The sequence below is a fragment of the Pseudarthrobacter humi genome, assembly GCF_024294965.1.
GTDB lineage: Bacteria > Actinomycetota > Actinomycetes > Actinomycetales > Micrococcaceae > Arthrobacter > Arthrobacter humi.
Genome location: NZ_JANCLV010000002.1, coordinates 101,358 through 119,683 on the forward strand (window position 1 = coordinate 101,358; position 18,326 = coordinate 119,683).

Consider the following 18,326-nt stretch of genomic DNA (forward strand, 5'->3'; position numbering starts at 1 on the left):
GGGCAGGATAGTGCCTCACAGGCTGGACTGCATCCCGGGGTGGTCAGCCCGCTGCCTTCACAGCCGACAAAGCCGAGCTGACCGCCTCGACGGCAGTGCCGACGTCGTCCGCGTCAGTGCTCCAGTTGCTGACCGAGACGCGCAGGACATCCCTGCCCTGCCAGCGTGAACCCGACATCCAGACCTTGCCGTCCTCGATCACCCGGGCTATCACGGCGCGCGTGGTGGCGTCGTCCCCGAACGCGAGCGAAACCTGCGTGTAGTCCACGGTGTTGAGCACCTCGACACCGTCCACGTCGGCCAGGCGGCTGCCGATCTGCGAAGCGGCGTCGGCGAGTCCGCGGACCTGGGCTGCCACGCCGTCCCGGCCCAGGGAGCGGAGGGCGGCCCACACCGGTACTCCGCGGCCGCGGCGGGACAGCTCCGGCGCTTTTTCGAACGGGTCGCCCGGACCCTCGACGTCGTGGATCAGGTAGCTGGTGTGCTGCAGTCCCATGGCGCTGCGCAGCGCTGCCGAATCCCTGACGATGGCAATACCGCAGTCGTACGGGACGTTGAGGGTCTTGTGGGCGTCGGTCCCCCACGAATCGGCCAGGGCCATGCCGCGGGTGAGGTCCGCGAATTCCGGCACGGCCGCGGCCCACAGCCCGAACGCGCCGTCCACGTGCACCCAAGCACCGTGCCGCCGGGCAACCTCGATGGCCGCGTCGAAGGGGTCGAAGGCTCCGGAGTGGAGATTGCCGGCCTGGAGACAGACCAGCGCGGGCCCGGACCCTTCCGACAGCAGCCGGTCCAGATCCACCGCCAGGAGCCTGCCTTGGGCATCTGCGGGGACCGCCACGGGCCGGCCGAGGCCGAGGTACCGCAGGCCCAGGTCAATGGTCTCGTGGCGCTCCTGGCCCACAAAGCACCTGATCCGCGGGGCGCCTGCCAGGCCCTCGCCGTCGAGGTCCCAGCCGGCATCGGCCAGCAACCTCCACCGAGCAGCGGCCAGCCCGGTGAAGTTGGCCATGGTGGCACCTGTGGTGAAGCCGACGTCGGATTCCGCCGGCAGCCCGAGAAGGTCCAGCAGCCAGTGGCCGGCCCCTTCTTCGATGGCGGCTATGGCGGGGGTGGCGTAACGCAGCCCCGAGTTCTGGTCCCAGGCGCTGACCAGCCAGTCCGCGGCAAGGGCGGCAGGCAGGGTCCCGCCGATAACCCAGCCGAAAAAGCGCCCGGAGGGCATGGCCATCAGCCCCGGTTCGGCCTTGTCCGCCAGGTACTCAACCACAGCTGCGGCAGGCGTGCCCTGCTCGGGAAGGGGTCCGCCGAAGTCAGCCGCGAGATCGTGGGCACTTTGGGCGGGCCCGACGTGCCTGTCCGGCAGGCTGGCCAGCCACTCGGCGGCGCGACGGGCCGCGACTGACAATGCTTCCGAATAGGGTTCCCCGCCTGCGGACATACCTGCATGGTACGCCCGGCCGGCAGCGGCTGCGAGGGATAGCGGCTGCGACGGTTTCGGCTAACCTGTCAGGCTAGGTTTTCCTGCCAGACGTCGATGCCGAGTTTGATGATAAGCGCGCCCACCACCAGCAGGAATACAACGCGGATGAAGCGGCTGCCCTGCTTCACCGCAGTCCGCGCGCCCACGTAGCCGCCGGCCATGTTGGCCAGGCCCAGCAGCAGCCCGACACCCCAGAGGATTGACCCATGGGGCAGAAAGAACAGCAGGGCGCCGGCATTCGTGGCCATGTTCACGATCTTGGCCTTGGCGCTGGCCTCCAGGAAGGCATAGCCCATCGCCGAGACGAGCGCGATGATGAGGAAGGAGCCGGTGCCCGGACCAATCAGGCCGTCATAGAAGCCAATCACGGCCCCGATCATGCATGCCACCACGTAGTGCGTGCGGCCATCATGCCGCAGCACGGTGAGGTCACCGACGTTGGGCTTCAGCGCCGTAAAAAGCGCCACGACTACCAGCGCCACTACGATGATCGGCTTGAAGACACTCGCCGGCAGCGTGGCGGCCAGCACCGCCCCGGTGAAGCTGCCGGCAAGGGCGATCACCGCCATGGGCACGGCTGTCCGAAGGTCCGGTTTCACCCGCCCGTAGTACGTCACCGCACTCGTGGCGGTGCCGAAAATAGACCCCATCTTGTTGGTGGCCAAGGCCTGGACCGGCGTGATTCCCGGAACCAGCAGCATGGCCGGCAGCTGGAGCAGACCGCCGCCGCCCACCACGGCGTCCACCCAGCCGGCAGCAAATCCAGCCACCACAATCAGGATGATTGTGGTGAGCTGGATCGACTCGAACCCGGAAATCACCACCTAGAAAGGCGCAGCATCAGCTGCGGACGGCGGTGACCACATAGTCAACGGCCTTGTCCACGGCCACGTTCTCCGCTTCGCCGCTGCGGCGGTCCTTGATCTCAACAACGCCGTCCGCCAGGCCGCGGCCAACGGCCAGGATGGTGGGGACGCCGACGAGTTCCGCGTCACCGAACTTTACGCCCGGGGAGACCTTCGGCCGGTCATCGTAGATGACGTCCAGGCCGGCGGCCTCGAGTTCCAGGGCCAGCTGCTCGGCGGTGGCAAAGATTTCCTCGCCGCGGCCGACAGCCACTACATGGACATCGGCGGGGGCAACCGCGCGGGGCCAGACCAGGCCCTTGTCATCGTGGTTGGATTCGGCCAGGGCGGCGACGGCACGGGTGACACCAACACCGTAGGAGCCCATGGTAACCACCACCTGCTTGCCGTTCCGGTCCAGGACCTTCAGCTCGAGGGCCTCAGCGTACTTGCGGCCCAGCTGGAAGATGTGGCCCATTTCGATGCCGCGGGCGGTCTCCAGCGGACCGGAGCCGTCCGGTGCCGGGTCACCCTCGCGGACGTCGGTGCACTCGATGACGCCGTCCCAGGTGAAGTCGCGGCCGGCGACCAGGCCATACACGTGCTTTCCGGCTTCGTTGGCCCCGGTGATCCAGGCCGTGCCGCTGACCACGCGGGGATCCACCAGGTAGAGGAGCTTGGTTGAGCTTTCGCTGCCCAGCAGGGGTCGGTCCAGCGTCAGGCCGGGTCCAAGGTAGCCCTTGACGATGAGGGGCTGCTTCTTGAGGTCGTCGTCGTTGGCTGCTTCGAGCGTGATCTCGCCGCCGATGGGCAGGAAGGAACCGATGTTGGCTTCCACGCGCTTCAAGTCAACGCCGCGGTCACCCGGCAGGCCGATGACCACAAGCTGGCGCTCACCAGTGGGCAGGGTGACGGCAAGAACCACGTTCTTGAGGGTGTCGGCGCCAGACCACGCACCGCCGTCGGCCTCGCTCCGGGGAGCCAGTTCGTTGGACGCGGCAACCAGCGTGTCGATGGTGGGTGTGTCCGGGGTATCGAGGACCTCGGCGGCAGGGGCGTTACTGAAGTCGATGTCGGCCGGAACTACGGTGGTGACGGCCTCAACGTTGGCTGCATAGCCGCCGGCGGAGCGCACGAAGGTGTCTTCGCCGATCTCGGTGGGGTGCAGGAACTCTTCGCTCTTGGACCCACCCATGGCGCCGGCGGTGGCCGCAACGGGAATGACTTCCAGGCCCAGGCGCGCAAAGATCTTCAGGTAGGCGCTACGGTGGGCGGCGTAGCTGGCGTCCAGGCCTGCGTCGTCCACGTCGAAGGAGTAGGAATCCTTCATGATGAACTCGCGGCCGCGCAGCAGGCCCGCGCGGGGGCGTGCTTCGTCGCGGTATTTGTTCTGGATCTGATACAGGCTCAGGGGCAGGTCCTTGTAGGACGAGTACAGGTCCTTGACCAGAAGCGTGAACATTTCCTCGTGCGTGGGGGCCAGCAGGTAGTCGGCACCCTTACGGTCCTGGAGCCGGAACAGACCTTCGCCGTATTCGGTCCAGCGGTTGGTGACCTCGTAGGGCTCCCGCGGCAGCAGCGCCGGGAAGTGGACTTCCTGGGCACCGATGGCGTCCATTTCCTCGCGGACCACGGCTTCGACCTTGCGCAGCACACTCAGCCCCAGCGGAAGCCAGGTGTAGATGCCGGGCGCCGCGCGGCGGATGTAGCCGGCCCGGACCAGGAGCCGGTGGCTGGCGACCTCAGCGTCGACAGGATCTTCGCGCAAGGTGCGCAGGAAAAGCTTGGACATTCTTGTGACCACGGTTGGGTTATCCGTTTCTGGGGAGTGACTGCTGGAAAGCAGAGACGGGCAATTCTTTCTGGGTACTAATCTACCGGCTATCCACGGCACGCCAGGCGGCGGAACCTGAGCCGGGGCAGGGACCGCGGGGCCGGGACGCAATAGAGCCACGCCCGGCATGCAAAGCCCCTGGCCGTAAACGGCTGGTCATTACATGCGGACGTGGCTCCATGGCCGTTGACGCCTAGGTACTGGTGAGGACTGGTGAGACCGCCCACCCACTCCAGCGCAGCTAGATCGAACATATGTGATAGCCGACACATCCACAAGGGGTTTTTCCATTCGAAGTAATTGACGGCCGCCTTTGGCGGGTCTAGTTTTAATTCATCATCTGGTGAATTAAAACGCCGGACTCCCAGCATTCGGAGGCATTGGTGTCCCATTCAGCAGCTACCGCCCCGGCCGTCACGGAAGCCAGCATCGCTGTGGCCGCCACCGCCCTGCACGTCACACGGGGAAAGCTTCCCGTCCTGCGCGGCCTGGACTTTGCCGTCCGGGCAGGCGAGATCACCGGGCTGCTGGGCCCGTCCGGCAGCGGCAAGACTACGCTCATGCGGGCCATCATGGGCGTCCAGGCGCTCACGTCCGGCTCGGTCCAGGTGCTGGGGCTGCCCGCCGGGCACCCGGACCTGCGACACCGGGTGGGTTACGTGACCCAGTCCCCCAGCGTGTATCCGGACCTCACGGTCGAAGCAAATGTCCGCTACTTCGGCGCCATGCACCGTAAGGGCCGCGCCGAGGCCGCGGAGGCGATCGCCGCCGTCGGGCTTGAACCGCAGGCGAGGCAGAAAACCGGTGATCTCTCCGGCGGAGAGCTGAGCCGGGTGTCGTTGGCCTGTGCCCTGGTGGCTCGCCCCAGCCTGCTGGTCCTGGATGAGCCAACCGTGGGCCTTGATCCGGTGCTCCGGGCTGACCTGTGGGACCGTTTCCGGTCCATGGCCGGGTCCGGGACCACCCTGCTGGTTTCCAGCCATGTGATGGAGGAAGCCAGTCATTGCGGATCACTCCTCCTGCTGCGGGAAGGAAAGCTCCTGGCGCAGCTGACGCCGGCGGAATTGAGCCGGCGCGGGCACAGTGCCGATCTGGAGAAGGCTTTCCTGCACATCATCCAGGACACCGCCGAAGTGCCCGGCGGTTCCCCCGAAAGGACGGCACGGTCATGAACCTGTTGATGCTGTTGGCCACCACCCGGCGCGTCCTGGACCAGCTCCGGCACGACCACCGCAGCATCGCGCTGATCCTGGTGGTCCCTGCGCTGCTGCTCACCGCCGTGTACTTCCTCTATGAGAATGAAACGCTGCTGCCGGGCGTGCCCAGGACTTTTGACCGGGTTGGCCTGATGATGCTGGCGATCTTCCCGTTTGTGGTGATGTTCCTGGTTACGTCCATCACGATGTTGCGGGAACGCACTTCGGGGACCCTGGAACGGCTGCTAACCACTCCCATCCATAAGGCGGACCTGCTGTTCGGCTACGGGCTGGCATTTTCCATCATGGCCGCCCTGCAGTCGCTGGTGGCTACCGCCGTGGCCTACTGGATATTCGGGCTCGACATCCAAGGCAGCCCGGGACTGGTGGTCATGATTGCCGTGATCAATGCGGTTCTTGGCGTCGCGCTGGGGCTGCTCTGTTCGGCCTTCGCCCGGACGGAATTCCAGGCCGTGCAGTTCATGCCGGTGGTGGTGGTCCCGCAGATCCTGCTCTGTGGCCTCTTTGTGGCCCGCGACAGGATGAACGAGGCCCTCGAGGCTGTGTCGAATGTCCTTCCACTGACTTTTTCCGTGGATGCACTCCAGGAGATCGCCGCCAACACCGAGCCCACAGACCAGCTGTGGATGGATGCCGGAGTCATTGTGGCCATTGTCCTGGCGGTCCTGGTGCTCGCATCCCTGACCCTGCGGCGGCGGACCGCGTGAACGGACAGCATGATCCTACGGACGCCCCGGGTCCCGCAGGCAGCGCGGCTGGTACGGGCCGGCGGGGCCGGCGCGGCGGGGCCACCGAGTCGAGGGAACAGATCCTGGAAACAGCCCGGCGGCTTTTCGCCGAACATGGCTTCGAAGGGACCAGCCTGCGCCAGATCGCCCGGGAAACCGGCGTGGACCCTGCCATGGTCCACCATTTCTTCAAGGGCAAGGACGAGCTTTTTGCGCTGAGTGTGGCACTGCCCGCCGACCCGGAGAAGGTCCTGGCGGGCGTCGACGGCTACTCGCCGGAGGACCGGGCAGAGGCGATCGTGCGGGCCGTGCTGCGCTTGTGGGAGAGCCCGGCCCAGCACAGCCTGGTGGCCTTCCTCAGGGGAACCATCGGTTCCAAGGCCAAGACGTTGCTGCTGCGGGAACTGGTGCAGCGGACCATCCTCGGCCGGATCATGGCAGGAGTCCCCGGCCCGCCCGAAGAAGTGGCCATGCGCGGAAACCTAGTGGCCACGCAGATGGTTGGCGTGATGCTGGTCCGGTATGTGGTGCGACTGGAACCACTCGCGTCTGCCTCGCCCGACGACGTTGTGCGGCTCGTGGCTCCGAACGTCCAGCATTACCTGACGGGTGACCTGAAAGCCGACGGTTGACCTGAAAGCCTCGGGCGAACCGGCGGCGGGTGGCCTGAAAAGCGACGCTGAGGCCAGCGACCTGGCGGCTAGAACAGAACCGTAGCGAAAGTGCCAACCTGGCGGAAGCCCACGCGCTCGTACGTGGACCGCGCCCGGAGGTTGAAGCCGTTGACGTACAGGCTGGTGACGGGGGCAAGCGTGCGGGCCTTCTCCACCACGGCAGCCATGTAGCCGGCGCTCAGACCCTGTCCGCGGTAACCGGGGTTCATCCAGACGCCCTGGATCTGCGTGACGTCAGCCGTCACAGCTCCCAGCTCGGCCTTGAACACAACGTCGCCGGAGTCGTTGACGTGTGCCAACGAATGGCCTTGCCGGATGAGGCCTTCCACGCGGCGGCTGTAGAACTCCTTGCCCCCGAGGAACGGCGAGTAGCCCACTTCCTCTTCGAACATGGCAGCGCAGGCGGGAAGGATCCGGTCAAAATCGGCCAGTCGGCCAAGCCCCAGATCCGCGTTCGGCTCCACCGACGGCGGCCCGCACAGCGTCATCAGCGGCTGTTCATCCCGCACCTCGTGGGCCGCATGACCCAGTGCAGCCAGGCCAGCATGGAGGGCCAGGACGGCATCTGCGGGGCCGAAGGCGGAGGCGAAACGGCGGCCGGAATTGCTTGCTGCGGCGGCGACAAGCCCGGCAAATTCTGGGTCAAGCTGGACCGGGACCAGATTTGCCCCAGCCCAGCACGCGCCGACCAGGATGCCGTCGTCGAAAACGCCCAGGACGCCGGCACCACCAGCGGTGGGCGCGGCAGAGCCCGCCGCCCGGAGGTGCGCCAGGATAAAGACATTGGCCACCGGATCCTGCGACGCCAGGCGCCGCAGGGCAGCGGTGTCCGCACCGGCGAGGGTCCGGACGGATATCCCCGCCGATGCGGCGTTCTCCTTATGAGACGCTAACCACGGGGCTACCCTTGACAGCATCTTCGCCATCGGCCTCCCCCATCTCTTCAGCTATGCGCATGGCCTCTTCGATCAGTGTCTCAACAATCTCGCTCTCAGGCACAGTCTTAATGACCTGGCCCTTCACAAAGATCTGCCCCTTGCCATTACCGGACGCCACACCAAGATCGGCTTCGCGGGCTTCGCCTGGTCCGTTGACAACACAGCCCATCACTGCCACGCGGAGCGGAATTTCCATGCCTTCCAGCCCTGCGGTGACCTGTTCGGCAAGAGTGTACACGTCCACCTGGGCACGGCCGCATGACGGGCAGGAGACGATTTCCAGTTTGCGCGGGCGCAGGTTCAGGGACTGGAGGATCTGGTTGCCCACCTTGATTTCCTCCACCGGAGGCGCCGACAGGGAAACCCTGATGGTGTCGCCGATGCCCTTGGCCAGGAGCGCCCCGAAGGCTGTGGCGGACTTGATGGTGCCCTGGAAGGCGGGCCCGGCTTCAGTGACGCCCAGGTGCAGGGGCCAGTCGCCCTGCTCGGCCAGCATCTCGTAGGCAGCAACCATAATGACCGGGTCGTTGTGCTTGACCGAGATCTTGAAGTCGTTGAAACCGTGCTCTTCGAACAGCGACGCTTCCCAGACGGCGGATTCCACGAGTGCCTCGGGGGTGGCCTTGCCATACTTTTTCAGGATGCCGGGCTCCAGCGATCCGGCGTTGATGCCGATCCGGATGGAGGTCCCGTGGTCCTTCGCGGCGCGGGCGATTTCCTTGACCTGGTCATCGAACTTGCGGATATTACCCGGGTTCACCCGCACTGCCGCGCAGCCGGCCTCAATCGCCGCGAAGACGTACTTCGGCTGGAAGTGAATGTCGGCAATGACAGGGATCTGGGACTTGCGAGCGATGATGGGCAGGGCCTCTGCATCATCGGCCGACGGGCAGGCGACGCGCACGATGTCGCAGCCGGAGGCGGTGAGTTCCGCGATCTGCTGCAGGGTGGCGTTGATGTCCGTGGTGGGCGTGGTGGTCATGGACTGCACACTGATGGGCGAGTCCGAACCGACCCCGACGGAACCCACCTTGATCTGCCGCGTCTTGCGGCGGGGGGCGAGGACGGGCGGCGGTGCTGACGGCATTCCCAGGCTGACCGAGGTCACGTGGACTCCTTGGGTAGGTGTTTCGGTAGTAAAAAGGGTCCGGGAATCAGGACGCGTGCGCGGCCAGGAGGCCGATCACGGGAGTCCACTCGGTGGTTCGGATCCCGGCAATGGTGCCGGCCACCGCGAACGGGTCCTGCTTGAGGAGATCGTTCAGGTGGGTTTCATCCTGGACCTTGAAGATCAGCAGGGCGCCCGCCCCGTCACCGTAGGGTCCGCTGGTCAGCAACTGGCCCTCGTCCGCCAGACCGGCCAGCCAGGCGCGGTGCGCGGGGCGGTGATCATCACGGACGGCGGAGGAATCGGCGGCGTACACATACTCAACGGCAAAAACAGTCATAAAGACACCCTATCCCCAGGGGTGGGCTGTCGCCGATCCGGGCAGTCAGCAAGACTCACTGCAGGAACACCACCTTGATCACTGCCGCCGTTCCCGCAGCCCACAGCATGGACGTGAGCGTTCCGATGATGAACCGCTCCGCAGCCACGGGCGTCTCCTTCAGTTCGGCGAACCTGCCCAGGCCCTTGATGGCCACGATGTAGGCAATGGCCACCGGCTGTCCGGTCAGGATGGCCACGCAGACGCCCAACCGTTCCAGGACTCCGATGATTGCCCCACCCCGCAGGATCCGCTGGGCCGGCAGCGCCGGCGCCGGCTGCGGAATGTCCGACGGCGGGTGGCCGCCGCCCGTGGTCAGCTCACCGTCGACGGTTTGCCCGCCTTTGTGATGATCCGTGCCGGCCCGCGGGGCTTCCGAAACGGTGTCCACCGTGACGTCGGCTGAAGGATCCTGGGCTGATGCGTCCTGGTCCGACCTGGTGGCCGCGTCCGCTTTGTCGTCAATGGTCCGGGCGAGCCGGAACACCAGTGCAGTCACCGGCCATCCTGCGAAGCCGGCCACCAACAGGGCAACTGCGATCCAGAGTGCGTTCACCGGTCTCCTTCAATCTGGGAATGGGCGTGGTCCAGGAGCATGGCCGCAGCGGGTCTGGCGGCCCATTCCTCAAGCCAGCCGGACCTGAGCACGGCACGGCTCACCGACTGCTCCGTGATTCCCAGCTCCTGGGCTACGTGTTTCTGGCTGCCGTGCTTTCCGTCGCCGCCCTGGAGCGCACGCAACCGGTCCACTACCCGCCACTGGGCTGGTGTGCGTTGCTGCACCACCCGGCCGATCAGACGAAGCACCGCCTGGGCATTTGCAGTGGCCATGGCCCCTTCCTTGGCGTGGGGAGGCAACTCCCGTCCACGGCCAATACTGCCGGACACCACCGACAATGGCACCTGCCCCGCCGAGCCCTTGGCGAGTTCCACGGCTTTTCGCGCTGCCACAAAGCCGCTCCCGGAACCTTCCCGGGGGCTTCCGCCCGGGGTGAGCTGTACGGCCCCGATCCCGATCCCGACGTACCAGTGCCCGCTCCGGAGTGCGTACAGGGCGATCTCCACCACGTCCTCGGCGTGTTCCACCACACCCTGGAGTTCATCACCCACGGACCGTTCGAAGGGCGCCGGCGTGATGCTGCGCAGTGCGGCGATCAGATCGGGAACACGGTCGACGTCGGCAGTACTGCCCCGCTGGTCGATGGTCAGTACGTACATGCCCTAACCGTACGCAGGTGATCACTCATAATCAATCAAAAATAGCTGATTATTAAATATCAGCCAATAAAGGCTGATTTTCGAGAATCACCCGATCCGATCAGGCGCTGTTGTGGCCTGCCGGGATCCGCTCCAGGCGATCCACCCGCCCGCGCCTGCCATCAATACGGCCCCGGCGGCCTGGGACGGCAGGCTGCTTCCCGCAGTTACCTGCCCCAGGACAACGCCCAGGACGTAGAACACCACAGCGCCGGCCGCCCAGAGGGCCCCGGCCCAGCGCGGCAGCACGTGGGAACGCCATACCGCGATCCCCAGCAGCACCGTGCCAACGAATGCGAGCAGCAGGCCCAGCATAAACGCCCCGGTCATGGACGCCGGGAATTCCAGCTGCATCACGTCCTGGTTTCCGCCCAGGTATGCCTTTCCGATGGCGGGGGTGGCAAACGTGGAAATCACCGCCGGAACAAGCAGCAAAGCCGTGCCGGCAACAGCTGTGACCATCGAGGCCATTGCCAGGCTCCCCGTCCTGCTGTTGGCCATGGAACAGCCCACAGCAAAGAGACCGAACAGGGCCAGGATGGTGCCCGCGGTACTGCCGAAAAGATGGCTGAACTGGTACGCATCGGAGCTGACAAAACGGGCCCACGCCTCCGGGTCCTTCGCCTGGTCCGGCTGCGGATCCAGCGTGGACCAGGCGGTGACAAGCCATGAGACAGGCAGCGCCCACAACCCGGCCCGGATCCAGCGGCTGCTGCTCTTTGACTGGACGGCGAACGTGGCCATGTTTCATGGTAGATCCGGGACATCCGTCCAGCCAGATGTCCGCAGGAGTCAGCCGAACAGGTTCACCGGCTTCACGATGTCGGCATAGATCAGCAGCAAACTCATGCCCATCAGCAACGTGGCCACCACGTACGTCACGGGAAGCAGTCTGGCGATGTCGAAAGCGCCCGGATCCGGTTTGCCGAACAGCTTGGCCACCCGACGCCGCGCCCCCTCGTACAGCGCTCCGGCCACATGGCCGCCGTCGAGCGGAAGCAGCGGGATCAGGTTGAAGACCGCAAGCGCAAAGTTCAAGCCGGCGAGCAGCCCTACCAGGGCCCCGATTCTGGACTGCAGCGGCACTTCCTCCATGGCCGCCACTTCACCGGCCACGCGCCCCACACCCACGACGCTGATGGGGCCGTTGGGGTCGCGCTCTTCCTCGCTGAAGGCCGCCTGGGCAACGCCCACCACCCGGGCGGGCAGATTGAAGACGACGCCGGCCACTTGCTTGATGTTTTCGCCCGCCATGGGCAGGACGGACGACGCCGGCTGGGGAACCAGTTCGGTCTGCGCGCCGATGCCCAGGAAGCCGACGTCCTGGTACAGGAGGGTGCCGGCGTCGTCCTTTGCCTGGCGTCCGTCCACACCGACGACGGGGCGGGCGGAGAGCACCGGCGTCACTGTGGTGGTGACGGGCGCGCCGTCGCGCTCCACAGTGATGCTGACTTCCCTGCCCGCGGAGGCCCGGATCCATTCGGTCAGCTCGTCCCAGCCGGTGACAGCTTTCCCGTCAAAGGAGGTGACCACGTCGTTGGGCAGGAGCCCGGCAGCGGCCGCGGGGGTCAGCCGGCAGTCCGGGGAATCGGGATCAACGGTCTCGCCGGCCGCCACCTGGCATTTGGAGACGTCGGCGATGGTAGTGGTGGCCGTGGCCATGCCGAAGCCCATCAGCAGGACAGCGGTCAGGACCACGCCGATCAGCAGGTTCATGGCCGGCCCGCCCAGCATCACGATGATCTTCTTCCACACCGGCAGCCGGTAGAACACGCGGTTTGCGTCCTCCGGGCCCACTTCCTCGTGTGCCATGGACCGGGCTTCCGTGGCCAGGGTCTGGAACATCCCGGTGCTGGAAGGGCGGACGGTTCCGTCGTCCTTGTTGGGCGGATACATGCCGATCATGGACACGTAGCCACCCAACGGGATCGCTTTCACGCCGTATTCAGTTTCGCCCTTCCGCTTGGACCACAGGGTGGGGCCGAAGCCGATCATGTACTTGGTAACGCGCACCTTGAACAGCTTGGCGGGCACCAGGTGCCCCACTTCGTGGAGCGCAATGGACACGGCAATGCCGATCGCCACAAAGACGACGCCGAGGATAAAGAGGAGGACGGGGCTCATGCGTGGATCTGCTGCTTCCTAGAGACTGCTGACTGCTAAACGTTCGTGGGCACGCGAGCGTGCCCAGTCTTCAGCATCCAGTACCGACTCCAGCGTCAGCCCGGAGGATCCTGAATGTTCGCTGAGGACAGCATCGATAGTGTCCACGATTTCGGTGAAGCGGATGCGTCCCGCGTGGAACGCCATGACCGCTTCCTCGTTTGCCGCGTTAAAGACGGCGGGAAAAGTACTCCCCTGCTTGGCGGCGTCCTTGGCCAGGCCCACGGCCGGGAAAGCGACGGTGTCCAGCGGTTCGAACGTCCAGCTGGTGGCTTTGGTCCAGTCACACGGGGAGGCCGCTTTGGGGACCCTGTCCGGCCAGCCCAGCCCTAAGGCAATGGGGAGGCGCATGTCCGGCGGGGACGCCTGGGCGATGACGGACCCGTCGATGAACTGGACCATGGAGTGGACCACAGACTGCGGGTGGACCACAACGTCGATCCGGTCCAGCGGCACGTCGAAGAGCAGATAGGCCTCGATGAGCTCAAGGCCTTTGTTGACGAGCGTGGCCGAGTTCGTGGTGACCATCAGCCCCATGTCCCACGTGGGGTGCGCCAGGGCCTCTTTCGGCGTCACGTCGTGGAGCTCTTCCCTTGTCCGGCCGCGGAAAGGCCCTCCGGAAGCCGTCAGGATGAGCTTCTCAACTTCGGCCGCGGAGCCGGAGCGCAGGCACTGCGCTATAGCTGAGTGCTCGGAATCCACGGGCACGATCTGCCCCTCGCGGGCGGCGGCCTTGACGAGCGCTCCGCCGACGATCAGCGATTCCTTGTTGGCCAGCGCCAGCGTTGCACCTGACGTCAGGGCGGCGAGGGTCGGGGCCAGCCCGATGGAGCCGGTAATGCCGTTGAGCACCACGTCCGCTTCTACGGCGGCGATGCGGGCCGAGGCGTCCGGGCCGGCGATGATTTCGGGGCGGTAGTCCTGCCGCCCCGCCAGGCGGGCGGCCTCGGAGATCAGGTCCCGCAGCTTGTGCGGATCCCCCGCGGCGATGCCCACAGCGGCGGCACCGGTGTGGACGGCCTGGCGGGCCAGGAGCTGCAGGTTCCCTCCGCCGGCGCTGAGCGCCACTACCTCAAAAAGGTGCGGGGCGCCGTCGACGACGTCAATCGCCTGGGTGCCGATGGAACCGGTGGATCCGAGGATGACGATTCTGCGAGGCTGCATTTGTTAAGTATCCCGCACCCCGGCCCGCACCTGGCCCGCGGTCCGGTCAGCCCGCCGCCAGCTCGATGAAACCCTTGGCCAGCGTGGACACGGCTCCGATGTAGGCGATAGCCACAACGATCCGCCGCACGGCGGCCGGTTTGACCTTGCCGGACAGCAGATCGCCCGCCATGATTCCCGCCACCATGGCGGCCAGGATGCTGAGCCATTGCCAGCCGTCCAGTCCGGGAACATGTCCACCGGACAGTACGTACTTGATCACCAGGGAAGACAGTCCGGTGGTCACGAAATAGGGCTGGAGTGTGGCGCCGAAACTCTTCTGCTCCCACCGGGTGGCAATGGCGTACGCGGTGATGGCCGGCCCGCCGACGCCCGCTGCCGCGTTCATCAGTCCGCTGGTGAAGCCGAGGGAGACCATGGGAACGGGGCCACTGGCGCGCCAGGAGCTCCGGGTCAGCCGCTGCGAAGCCAGCAGGGCGATGATGAGGAGGATGCCGATGCAGATCTCCAGCGGCGCTTCGGCCACGTTGCTGGCCAGCCAGGCACCCGGCAATACCCCTGCGAGGGCCGCGAGCGCCAGTCCGAAGTAGCGCTTCCACTCCACGTGCCGCCAGACCCTGGAGAGGATCAGGAGGGATGAGGCCGCGCCGCACAGGTTGATGATCATGACGCCGTCGAAGGGGCCGAGCAGCACCACCAGGACGGGAGAGACGAGAAGGCCGAATCCGAGGCCGGCCAGCCGCTGGGCCAGTGCCCCCGCAACAACGGCAATGAGCACCAATGCAAACACCATCCGATCCTAGTGGGCGGACAGCGACGCCGGGCGTAACGTAGATTGTGTGGACTGGGTTTCCTGGTTCGATGCGCCGGAGTACGGATTCGCCCGGCAGGTGCTGCAGCGAGGTGTGGCGGCACTGTTCTTCGTTGCGTTCCTGTCCTCCCTGAACCAGTTCCCTGCGCTGCTGGGCGAACGTGGCCTGTTGCCGGTTCCGGACTATCTGGAGGGATTCGGCGCGCGCCGGCGGCCCACGCTGTTCCGTTGGCGCTATTCGGACCGGCTGCTGCGTGGTGTCTGCCTCACCGGACTGGCAATTTCCGCCCTCCTGGTGGCCGGCATCCCCCAGCTTGGGCCGCCGTGGGTTCCGCTGATCGCCTTCCTGGCCCTGTGGCTGCTTTACATGTCGATCGTCAACGTCGGGCAGACGTTTTACGGCTTCGGCTGGGAAATGCTGCTGCTGGAGGCCGGGTTCACGGTGGCCTTCCTTGGCTCGGACCAGACGGAGCCGCCGCGCACCATCCTGCTCCTGTTGGCCTGGCTGGTGTTCCGGCTGGAGTTCGGCGCCGGGATGATCAAGATCCGCGGCGGCCGGGAGTGGCGTGACCTGACCGCCCTCTACTATCACCACGAAACGCAGCCGATGCCGGGGCCGCTGAGCAGACAGGCCCATCTCCTGCCCAAACCCTTCCACCGGCTGGAGGTCCTGGGGAACCATTTCGCTCAGCTCGTGGTGCCGTTCTTCCTCTTCGCTCCGCAGCCCGTGGCAAGCGCCGCCGCCGGAATCATCATCTTCACCCAGCTGTGGCTGGTGGCCAGCGGCAACTTCGCGTGGCTGAACTGGATGGCCATTGTGCTGGCCTTCGCCGCGGTCAGCGACCCCGTGGCCCACGCCGTCTTGCCGTTCCTGCCGCAGGACGGGAATCCTGAGGAAGGCAGCCGCGGCAGTCCCCCGTACTGGCTTGCCGTCACCCTGGTGGCCACAATGCTGCTGGTGGTCCTCAGCTACTGGCCCGTGCGCAACCTGCTCTCCAAGGGGCAGCTGATGAATGCCAGCTTCAACCGCTGGCAGCTGGTCAACACGTACGGCGCGTTTGGCACGGTGACCAAGCACCGCGTCGAGATCGTGGTGGAGGGCACACTGGACGAAGAACCTGAGGACTCGGCGGACTGGCGCGAATATGGGTTTAAGGGCAAACCCGGAGATCTCCGCCGGCTGCCCCGCCAGTGGGCGCCCTACCACCTGCGGCTGGACTGGCTGATGTGGTTCCTGCCGTTGCGCACCGTCCACGAGGAGTGGTTTTACGCGTTCCTCACGAAACTGCTGGAGGCGGACCAGCGGACGCTGCGGCTACTCCGCGCCGACCCGTTCGACGGCGATCCGCCGCGCTGGGTGCGTGCCAACAGCTACCTGTACCGTTTCGCCACCAGGGCTGAGTTCCGGGAGACGGGCGAGCGCTGGGTCAGGATGCCGCTCTTTGAGGCCATCCCGCCGCTTTCACTCGGCGGTTCCCGGGGGCGGCGGCGGTGATTCGGGGCCCGCAGCCCTAGGAGTGGATGCCTGCCCGGCGGATGGTGGCTTCGGCGTGCTTGAGGATGGGGCCGTCGATCATTTTGCCGCCGTGCTGGAACACGCCGGATCCGGCAACAGCCGCGACCTGAAGCAGTTCCGTGGCGGCGGCGACATCGGCCTCGGACGGGGCGTAGGCGCCCCGTACAACGTCCGCCTGCGTGGGGTGGATGCAGGCTTTGGAGCCGAATCCTGACGCTGCGGCATCGGCTGCCTCCTGCGCCAGCCCTTCAAGGTCCGGGATGTTGACGTACACGGCGTCCACGGCTTCTTTCCCGAAAGCCCGGGCGGCGAGCAGCACCGCGGACCGGGCGTGCAGCGCCACGGCGCGGTAGCCGCCGTCGTCCGCTCTGCTGGACGTACCGCTGAGGGAAGCCAGGAGGTCCTCGGCGCCCCACATCAGTGCCACCACGTTCGGGGCCGCCGCGATGGCAGGCGCGTTCAGGACCCCGACGGCGGTCTCGCACAGGGCGATGACGTGGTAGTCCGCCAGGGCTTCGAGCTGGGCCGCACTCTCGGCCTTGGCCAGCATCACCGTGCGGTACGGGGTGTGGGCCAGGCAGTGCAGGTCCTTCTCGAACTCGTCGGTGCCCGCCGGATTGATTCTGATGATGGTGCGGCTGGGGTCAAGTTCGGGCCCCTCCCCGGCAGCGCCCAGCTGGGCCAGGATGGCGCCGCGCGCCCGCTGCTTGTCCGCGGGTGCCACGGCGTCCTCGAGGTCCACGATGACAGCGTCGGCGCGTTGGGCGGCCTTGGGGAAGCGCTCCGGGCGGTCGGCAGGGCAGAAGAGCAGGGCGGGACCCATCACGAATGTCATACGGACATTGTCCTCTTTTCGGGGCCCGGCACGCTCCCCTTTTCAGCTCCCGGAGGCTGCACGTGTTGTCCAGAAGACTGCGCCACATGGGCGTCCCGGGTCCACATCAGGCAGCTCCGTGTGGCCAGCGCCACCACGGTGCCGTCCTGTTTCCGCCCGGTGTGGTGCATGGTCACAATCCCCTGGCCGGGTCGCGACCCCGAGAGCCGTTTGCCGGTGATCACCGTCTCGGTGTAGAGCGTGTCCCCGTGGAACAGCGGGTGCGGGAAAGAGACGTCCGTCAGGCCAAGCTGGGCGACGATGGTGCCCTGGGTGAGCTGCGATACGGACTGCCCCACCAGGGTGGACAGCGTGAACATGGAGTTGACCAGCCGCTGGCCAAACGGCTGCCCTGCGCTCCAGGCGGCGTCCAGGTGCAGGGCTTGGGTGTTCATGGTGAGCGTTGTGAACAGGACGTTGTCCGCCTCGGTCACGGTGCGGCCGGGCCGGTGCGCGTAGACAACGCCTTCTTCGAGTTCGTCAAAGTACAGGCCGCGCTGCTCGATGATGCGGGGGGCGGCGCTTGCGCCCGGACCGTCGGGGGTTGCGCCCGCCGAAGCCCCGCTCATACGGTGAGCTCCTGGTCCTCTTCGAACAGCTCGGCGCCGGTGGCCGCGGCCACGTCCTCCACGGAGACGTTGGGGGCCAGTTCGCGGAGAACCAACCGGGACCGCCCCCCTTCGGTGACGACGTCGATCACGGCGAGGTCGGTTATGATCCGGTCCACGCAGGCCTTGCCGGTCAGCGGCAGTGAGCAGTGCTCCACGATCTTGGGGTTGCCGTTGCGGTCCACGTGTTCCATCATCACGATCACCTTCTTGGCGCCGAAGACCAGGTCCATGGCCCCGCCCATGCCTTTGACCATCTTGCCCGGGATCATCCAGTTGGCCAGGTCGCCGTTCTGCGCCACTTCCATGGCGCCGAGCACGGCCACGTCAACGTGCCCGCCGCGGATCATGCCGAACGACAAGGCGGAGTCGAAGAACGCGGCCCCCTTGTTGACCGTGACGGTTTCCTTGCCGGCGTTGATGAGGTCCGGATCCACCGCGTCCTCGCTGGGGTACGGTCCCACGCCCAGGATCCCGTTCTCCGAGTGGAGCACCACCTCGACGCCCGCCGGGATGTAGTTGGGAATGAGCGTGGGCATGCCGATGCCGAGGTTGACGTACTGCCCGTTGCTGAGCTCCCGGGCCACCCGGGCGGCCAGTTCGTTGCGCGTCCACCCTTTGGCCTCCGGATTGGTGCCTTCCGGATGGCCGACGGTGGCACGCCGGTATTCGGGCCGTACGGCTTCGGGGCGGGGAGGCGCTCCCTGCGTGCTGTTGGACTCCATGG

General features: G+C 66.4%; 19 protein-coding genes. 4 read left to right on the top strand and 15 right to left on the bottom strand.

What is annotated here, in order from left to right; all coding sequences use genetic code 11:
• Positions 1-43: 43 nt before the first annotated feature.
• The 3 genes from NFC73_RS03510 to NFC73_RS03520 all read right to left on the bottom strand — a co-directional run bounded on the left by NFC73_RS03510 (position 44) and on the right by NFC73_RS03520 (position 4,132).
• Positions 44-1,441, bottom strand: coding sequence for a pyridoxal phosphate-dependent decarboxylase family protein (locus tag NFC73_RS03510; RefSeq protein WP_254747674.1), 1,398 nt, complete (start codon positions 1,439-1,441; stop codon positions 44-46).
• Between the two features lie 68 nt (positions 1,442-1,509).
• Positions 1,510-2,304, bottom strand: coding sequence for a sulfite exporter TauE/SafE family protein (locus NFC73_RS03515; protein ID WP_254748227.1), 795 nt, complete (start codon positions 2,302-2,304; stop codon positions 1,510-1,512).
• A 19-nt stretch (positions 2,305-2,323) separates the two neighbouring features.
• On the bottom strand, positions 2,324-4,132 hold the full coding sequence (locus NFC73_RS03520; protein ID WP_254747676.1) for a proline--tRNA ligase: 1,809 nt from the start codon (positions 4,130-4,132) through the stop codon (positions 2,324-2,326).
• Between the two features lie 413 nt (positions 4,133-4,545).
• Between NFC73_RS03520 and NFC73_RS03525 the strand changes: the two genes are divergently transcribed.
• The 3 genes from NFC73_RS03525 to NFC73_RS03535 are packed head-to-tail and all read left to right on the top strand — an operon-like array spanning position 4,546 to position 6,739.
• Positions 4,546-5,334 carry an ABC transporter ATP-binding protein gene (locus NFC73_RS03525; protein ID WP_254747678.1) on the top strand — a complete coding sequence of 263 codons (789 nt, stop codon included), beginning with the start codon at positions 4,546-4,548 and terminating at the stop codon, positions 5,332-5,334.
• A gap of 8 nt (positions 5,335-5,342) precedes the next feature.
• Positions 5,343-6,086, top strand: a complete 744-nt coding sequence (locus NFC73_RS03530; RefSeq protein ID WP_254748229.1) for an ABC transporter permease — start codon at positions 5,343-5,345, stop codon at positions 6,084-6,086.
• Positions 6,083-6,739, top strand: a complete 657-nt coding sequence (locus tag NFC73_RS03535) for a TetR/AcrR family transcriptional regulator (RefSeq protein WP_372494565.1) — start codon at positions 6,083-6,085, stop codon at positions 6,737-6,739. Before NFC73_RS03530 ends, NFC73_RS03535 begins: the two co-directional genes overlap by 4 nt.
• Before the next feature lie 68 nt (positions 6,740-6,807).
• On the opposite strand, the gene NFC73_RS03540 is transcribed toward NFC73_RS03535, so the two are convergent.
• From NFC73_RS03540 to NFC73_RS03580, 9 genes are all read right to left on the bottom strand, one after another.
• A complete protein-coding gene (locus tag NFC73_RS03540; RefSeq protein ID WP_254748233.1) occupies positions 6,808-7,698 on the bottom strand; it encodes a GNAT family N-acetyltransferase in 891 nt (296 codons plus the stop codon).
• Positions 7,661-8,827: a flavodoxin-dependent (E)-4-hydroxy-3-methylbut-2-enyl-diphosphate synthase gene (ispG, locus tag NFC73_RS03545; protein WP_104063099.1), complete on the bottom strand. Its 1,167-nt coding sequence runs from the start codon at positions 8,825-8,827 to the stop codon at positions 7,661-7,663. The genes NFC73_RS03540 and ispG overlap by 38 nt, the downstream gene beginning before the upstream one ends.
• Positions 8,828-8,873: 46 nt before the next feature.
• The gene (locus tag NFC73_RS03550) at positions 8,874-9,167 is read right to left on the bottom strand and encodes a YciI family protein (RefSeq protein ID WP_254747680.1); all 294 of its coding nucleotides are present in this window, start codon (positions 9,165-9,167) and stop codon (positions 8,874-8,876) included.
• A gap of 55 nt (positions 9,168-9,222) precedes the next feature.
• Complete coding sequence (locus NFC73_RS03555; RefSeq protein WP_254747682.1) at positions 9,223-9,762, bottom strand: hypothetical protein; 540 nt, start codon at positions 9,760-9,762, stop codon at positions 9,223-9,225.
• A complete protein-coding gene (locus tag NFC73_RS03560; RefSeq protein WP_254747684.1) occupies positions 9,759-10,424 on the bottom strand; it encodes a MarR family transcriptional regulator in 666 nt (221 codons plus the stop codon). The genes NFC73_RS03555 and NFC73_RS03560 overlap by 4 nt, the downstream gene beginning before the upstream one ends.
• An 87-nt stretch (positions 10,425-10,511) precedes the next feature.
• Positions 10,512-11,207, bottom strand: a complete 696-nt coding sequence (locus NFC73_RS03565) for a hypothetical protein (RefSeq protein ID WP_254747686.1) — start codon at positions 11,205-11,207, stop codon at positions 10,512-10,514.
• 48 nt (positions 11,208-11,255) lie between these two features.
• The gene (locus NFC73_RS03570; protein ID WP_254747688.1) at positions 11,256-12,587 is read right to left on the bottom strand and encodes a M50 family metallopeptidase; all 1,332 of its coding nucleotides are present in this window, start codon (positions 12,585-12,587) and stop codon (positions 11,256-11,258) included.
• Between the two features lie 18 nt (positions 12,588-12,605).
• Positions 12,606-13,790, bottom strand: a complete 1,185-nt coding sequence (gene dxr, locus NFC73_RS03575; RefSeq protein ID WP_254747690.1) for a 1-deoxy-D-xylulose-5-phosphate reductoisomerase — start codon at positions 13,788-13,790, stop codon at positions 12,606-12,608.
• A 46-nt stretch (positions 13,791-13,836) separates the two neighbouring features.
• A complete protein-coding gene (locus NFC73_RS03580) occupies positions 13,837-14,583 on the bottom strand; it encodes a TSUP family transporter (protein WP_254747692.1) in 747 nt (248 codons plus the stop codon).
• 46 nt (positions 14,584-14,629) lie between these two features.
• On the opposite strand from NFC73_RS03580, the gene NFC73_RS03585 reads away from it, so the two are divergent.
• Positions 14,630-16,096: a lipase maturation factor family protein gene (locus NFC73_RS03585; RefSeq protein ID WP_254747694.1), complete on the top strand. Its 1,467-nt coding sequence runs from the start codon at positions 14,630-14,632 to the stop codon at positions 16,094-16,096.
• A 16-nt stretch (positions 16,097-16,112) separates the two neighbouring features.
• Here NFC73_RS03585 and NFC73_RS03590 read toward each other — a convergent pair whose 3' ends face one another.
• Genes NFC73_RS03590 through NFC73_RS03600 form a run of 3 tightly spaced genes read right to left on the bottom strand, consistent with a single transcriptional unit; the run spans position 16,113 to position 18,324 of the window.
• Positions 16,113-16,952, bottom strand: coding sequence for an HpcH/HpaI aldolase/citrate lyase family protein (locus NFC73_RS03590; protein ID WP_254747696.1), 840 nt, complete (start codon positions 16,950-16,952; stop codon positions 16,113-16,115).
• Positions 16,949-17,560, bottom strand: coding sequence for a MaoC family dehydratase (locus tag NFC73_RS03595; RefSeq protein WP_254747698.1), 612 nt, complete (start codon positions 17,558-17,560; stop codon positions 16,949-16,951). The genes NFC73_RS03590 and NFC73_RS03595 overlap by 4 nt, the downstream gene beginning before the upstream one ends.
• Positions 17,557-18,324: a CoA transferase subunit B gene (locus tag NFC73_RS03600; RefSeq protein WP_254747700.1), complete on the bottom strand. Its 768-nt coding sequence runs from the start codon at positions 18,322-18,324 to the stop codon at positions 17,557-17,559. Before NFC73_RS03600 ends, NFC73_RS03595 begins: the two co-directional genes overlap by 4 nt.
• Positions 18,325-18,326: the final 2 nt, after the last annotated feature.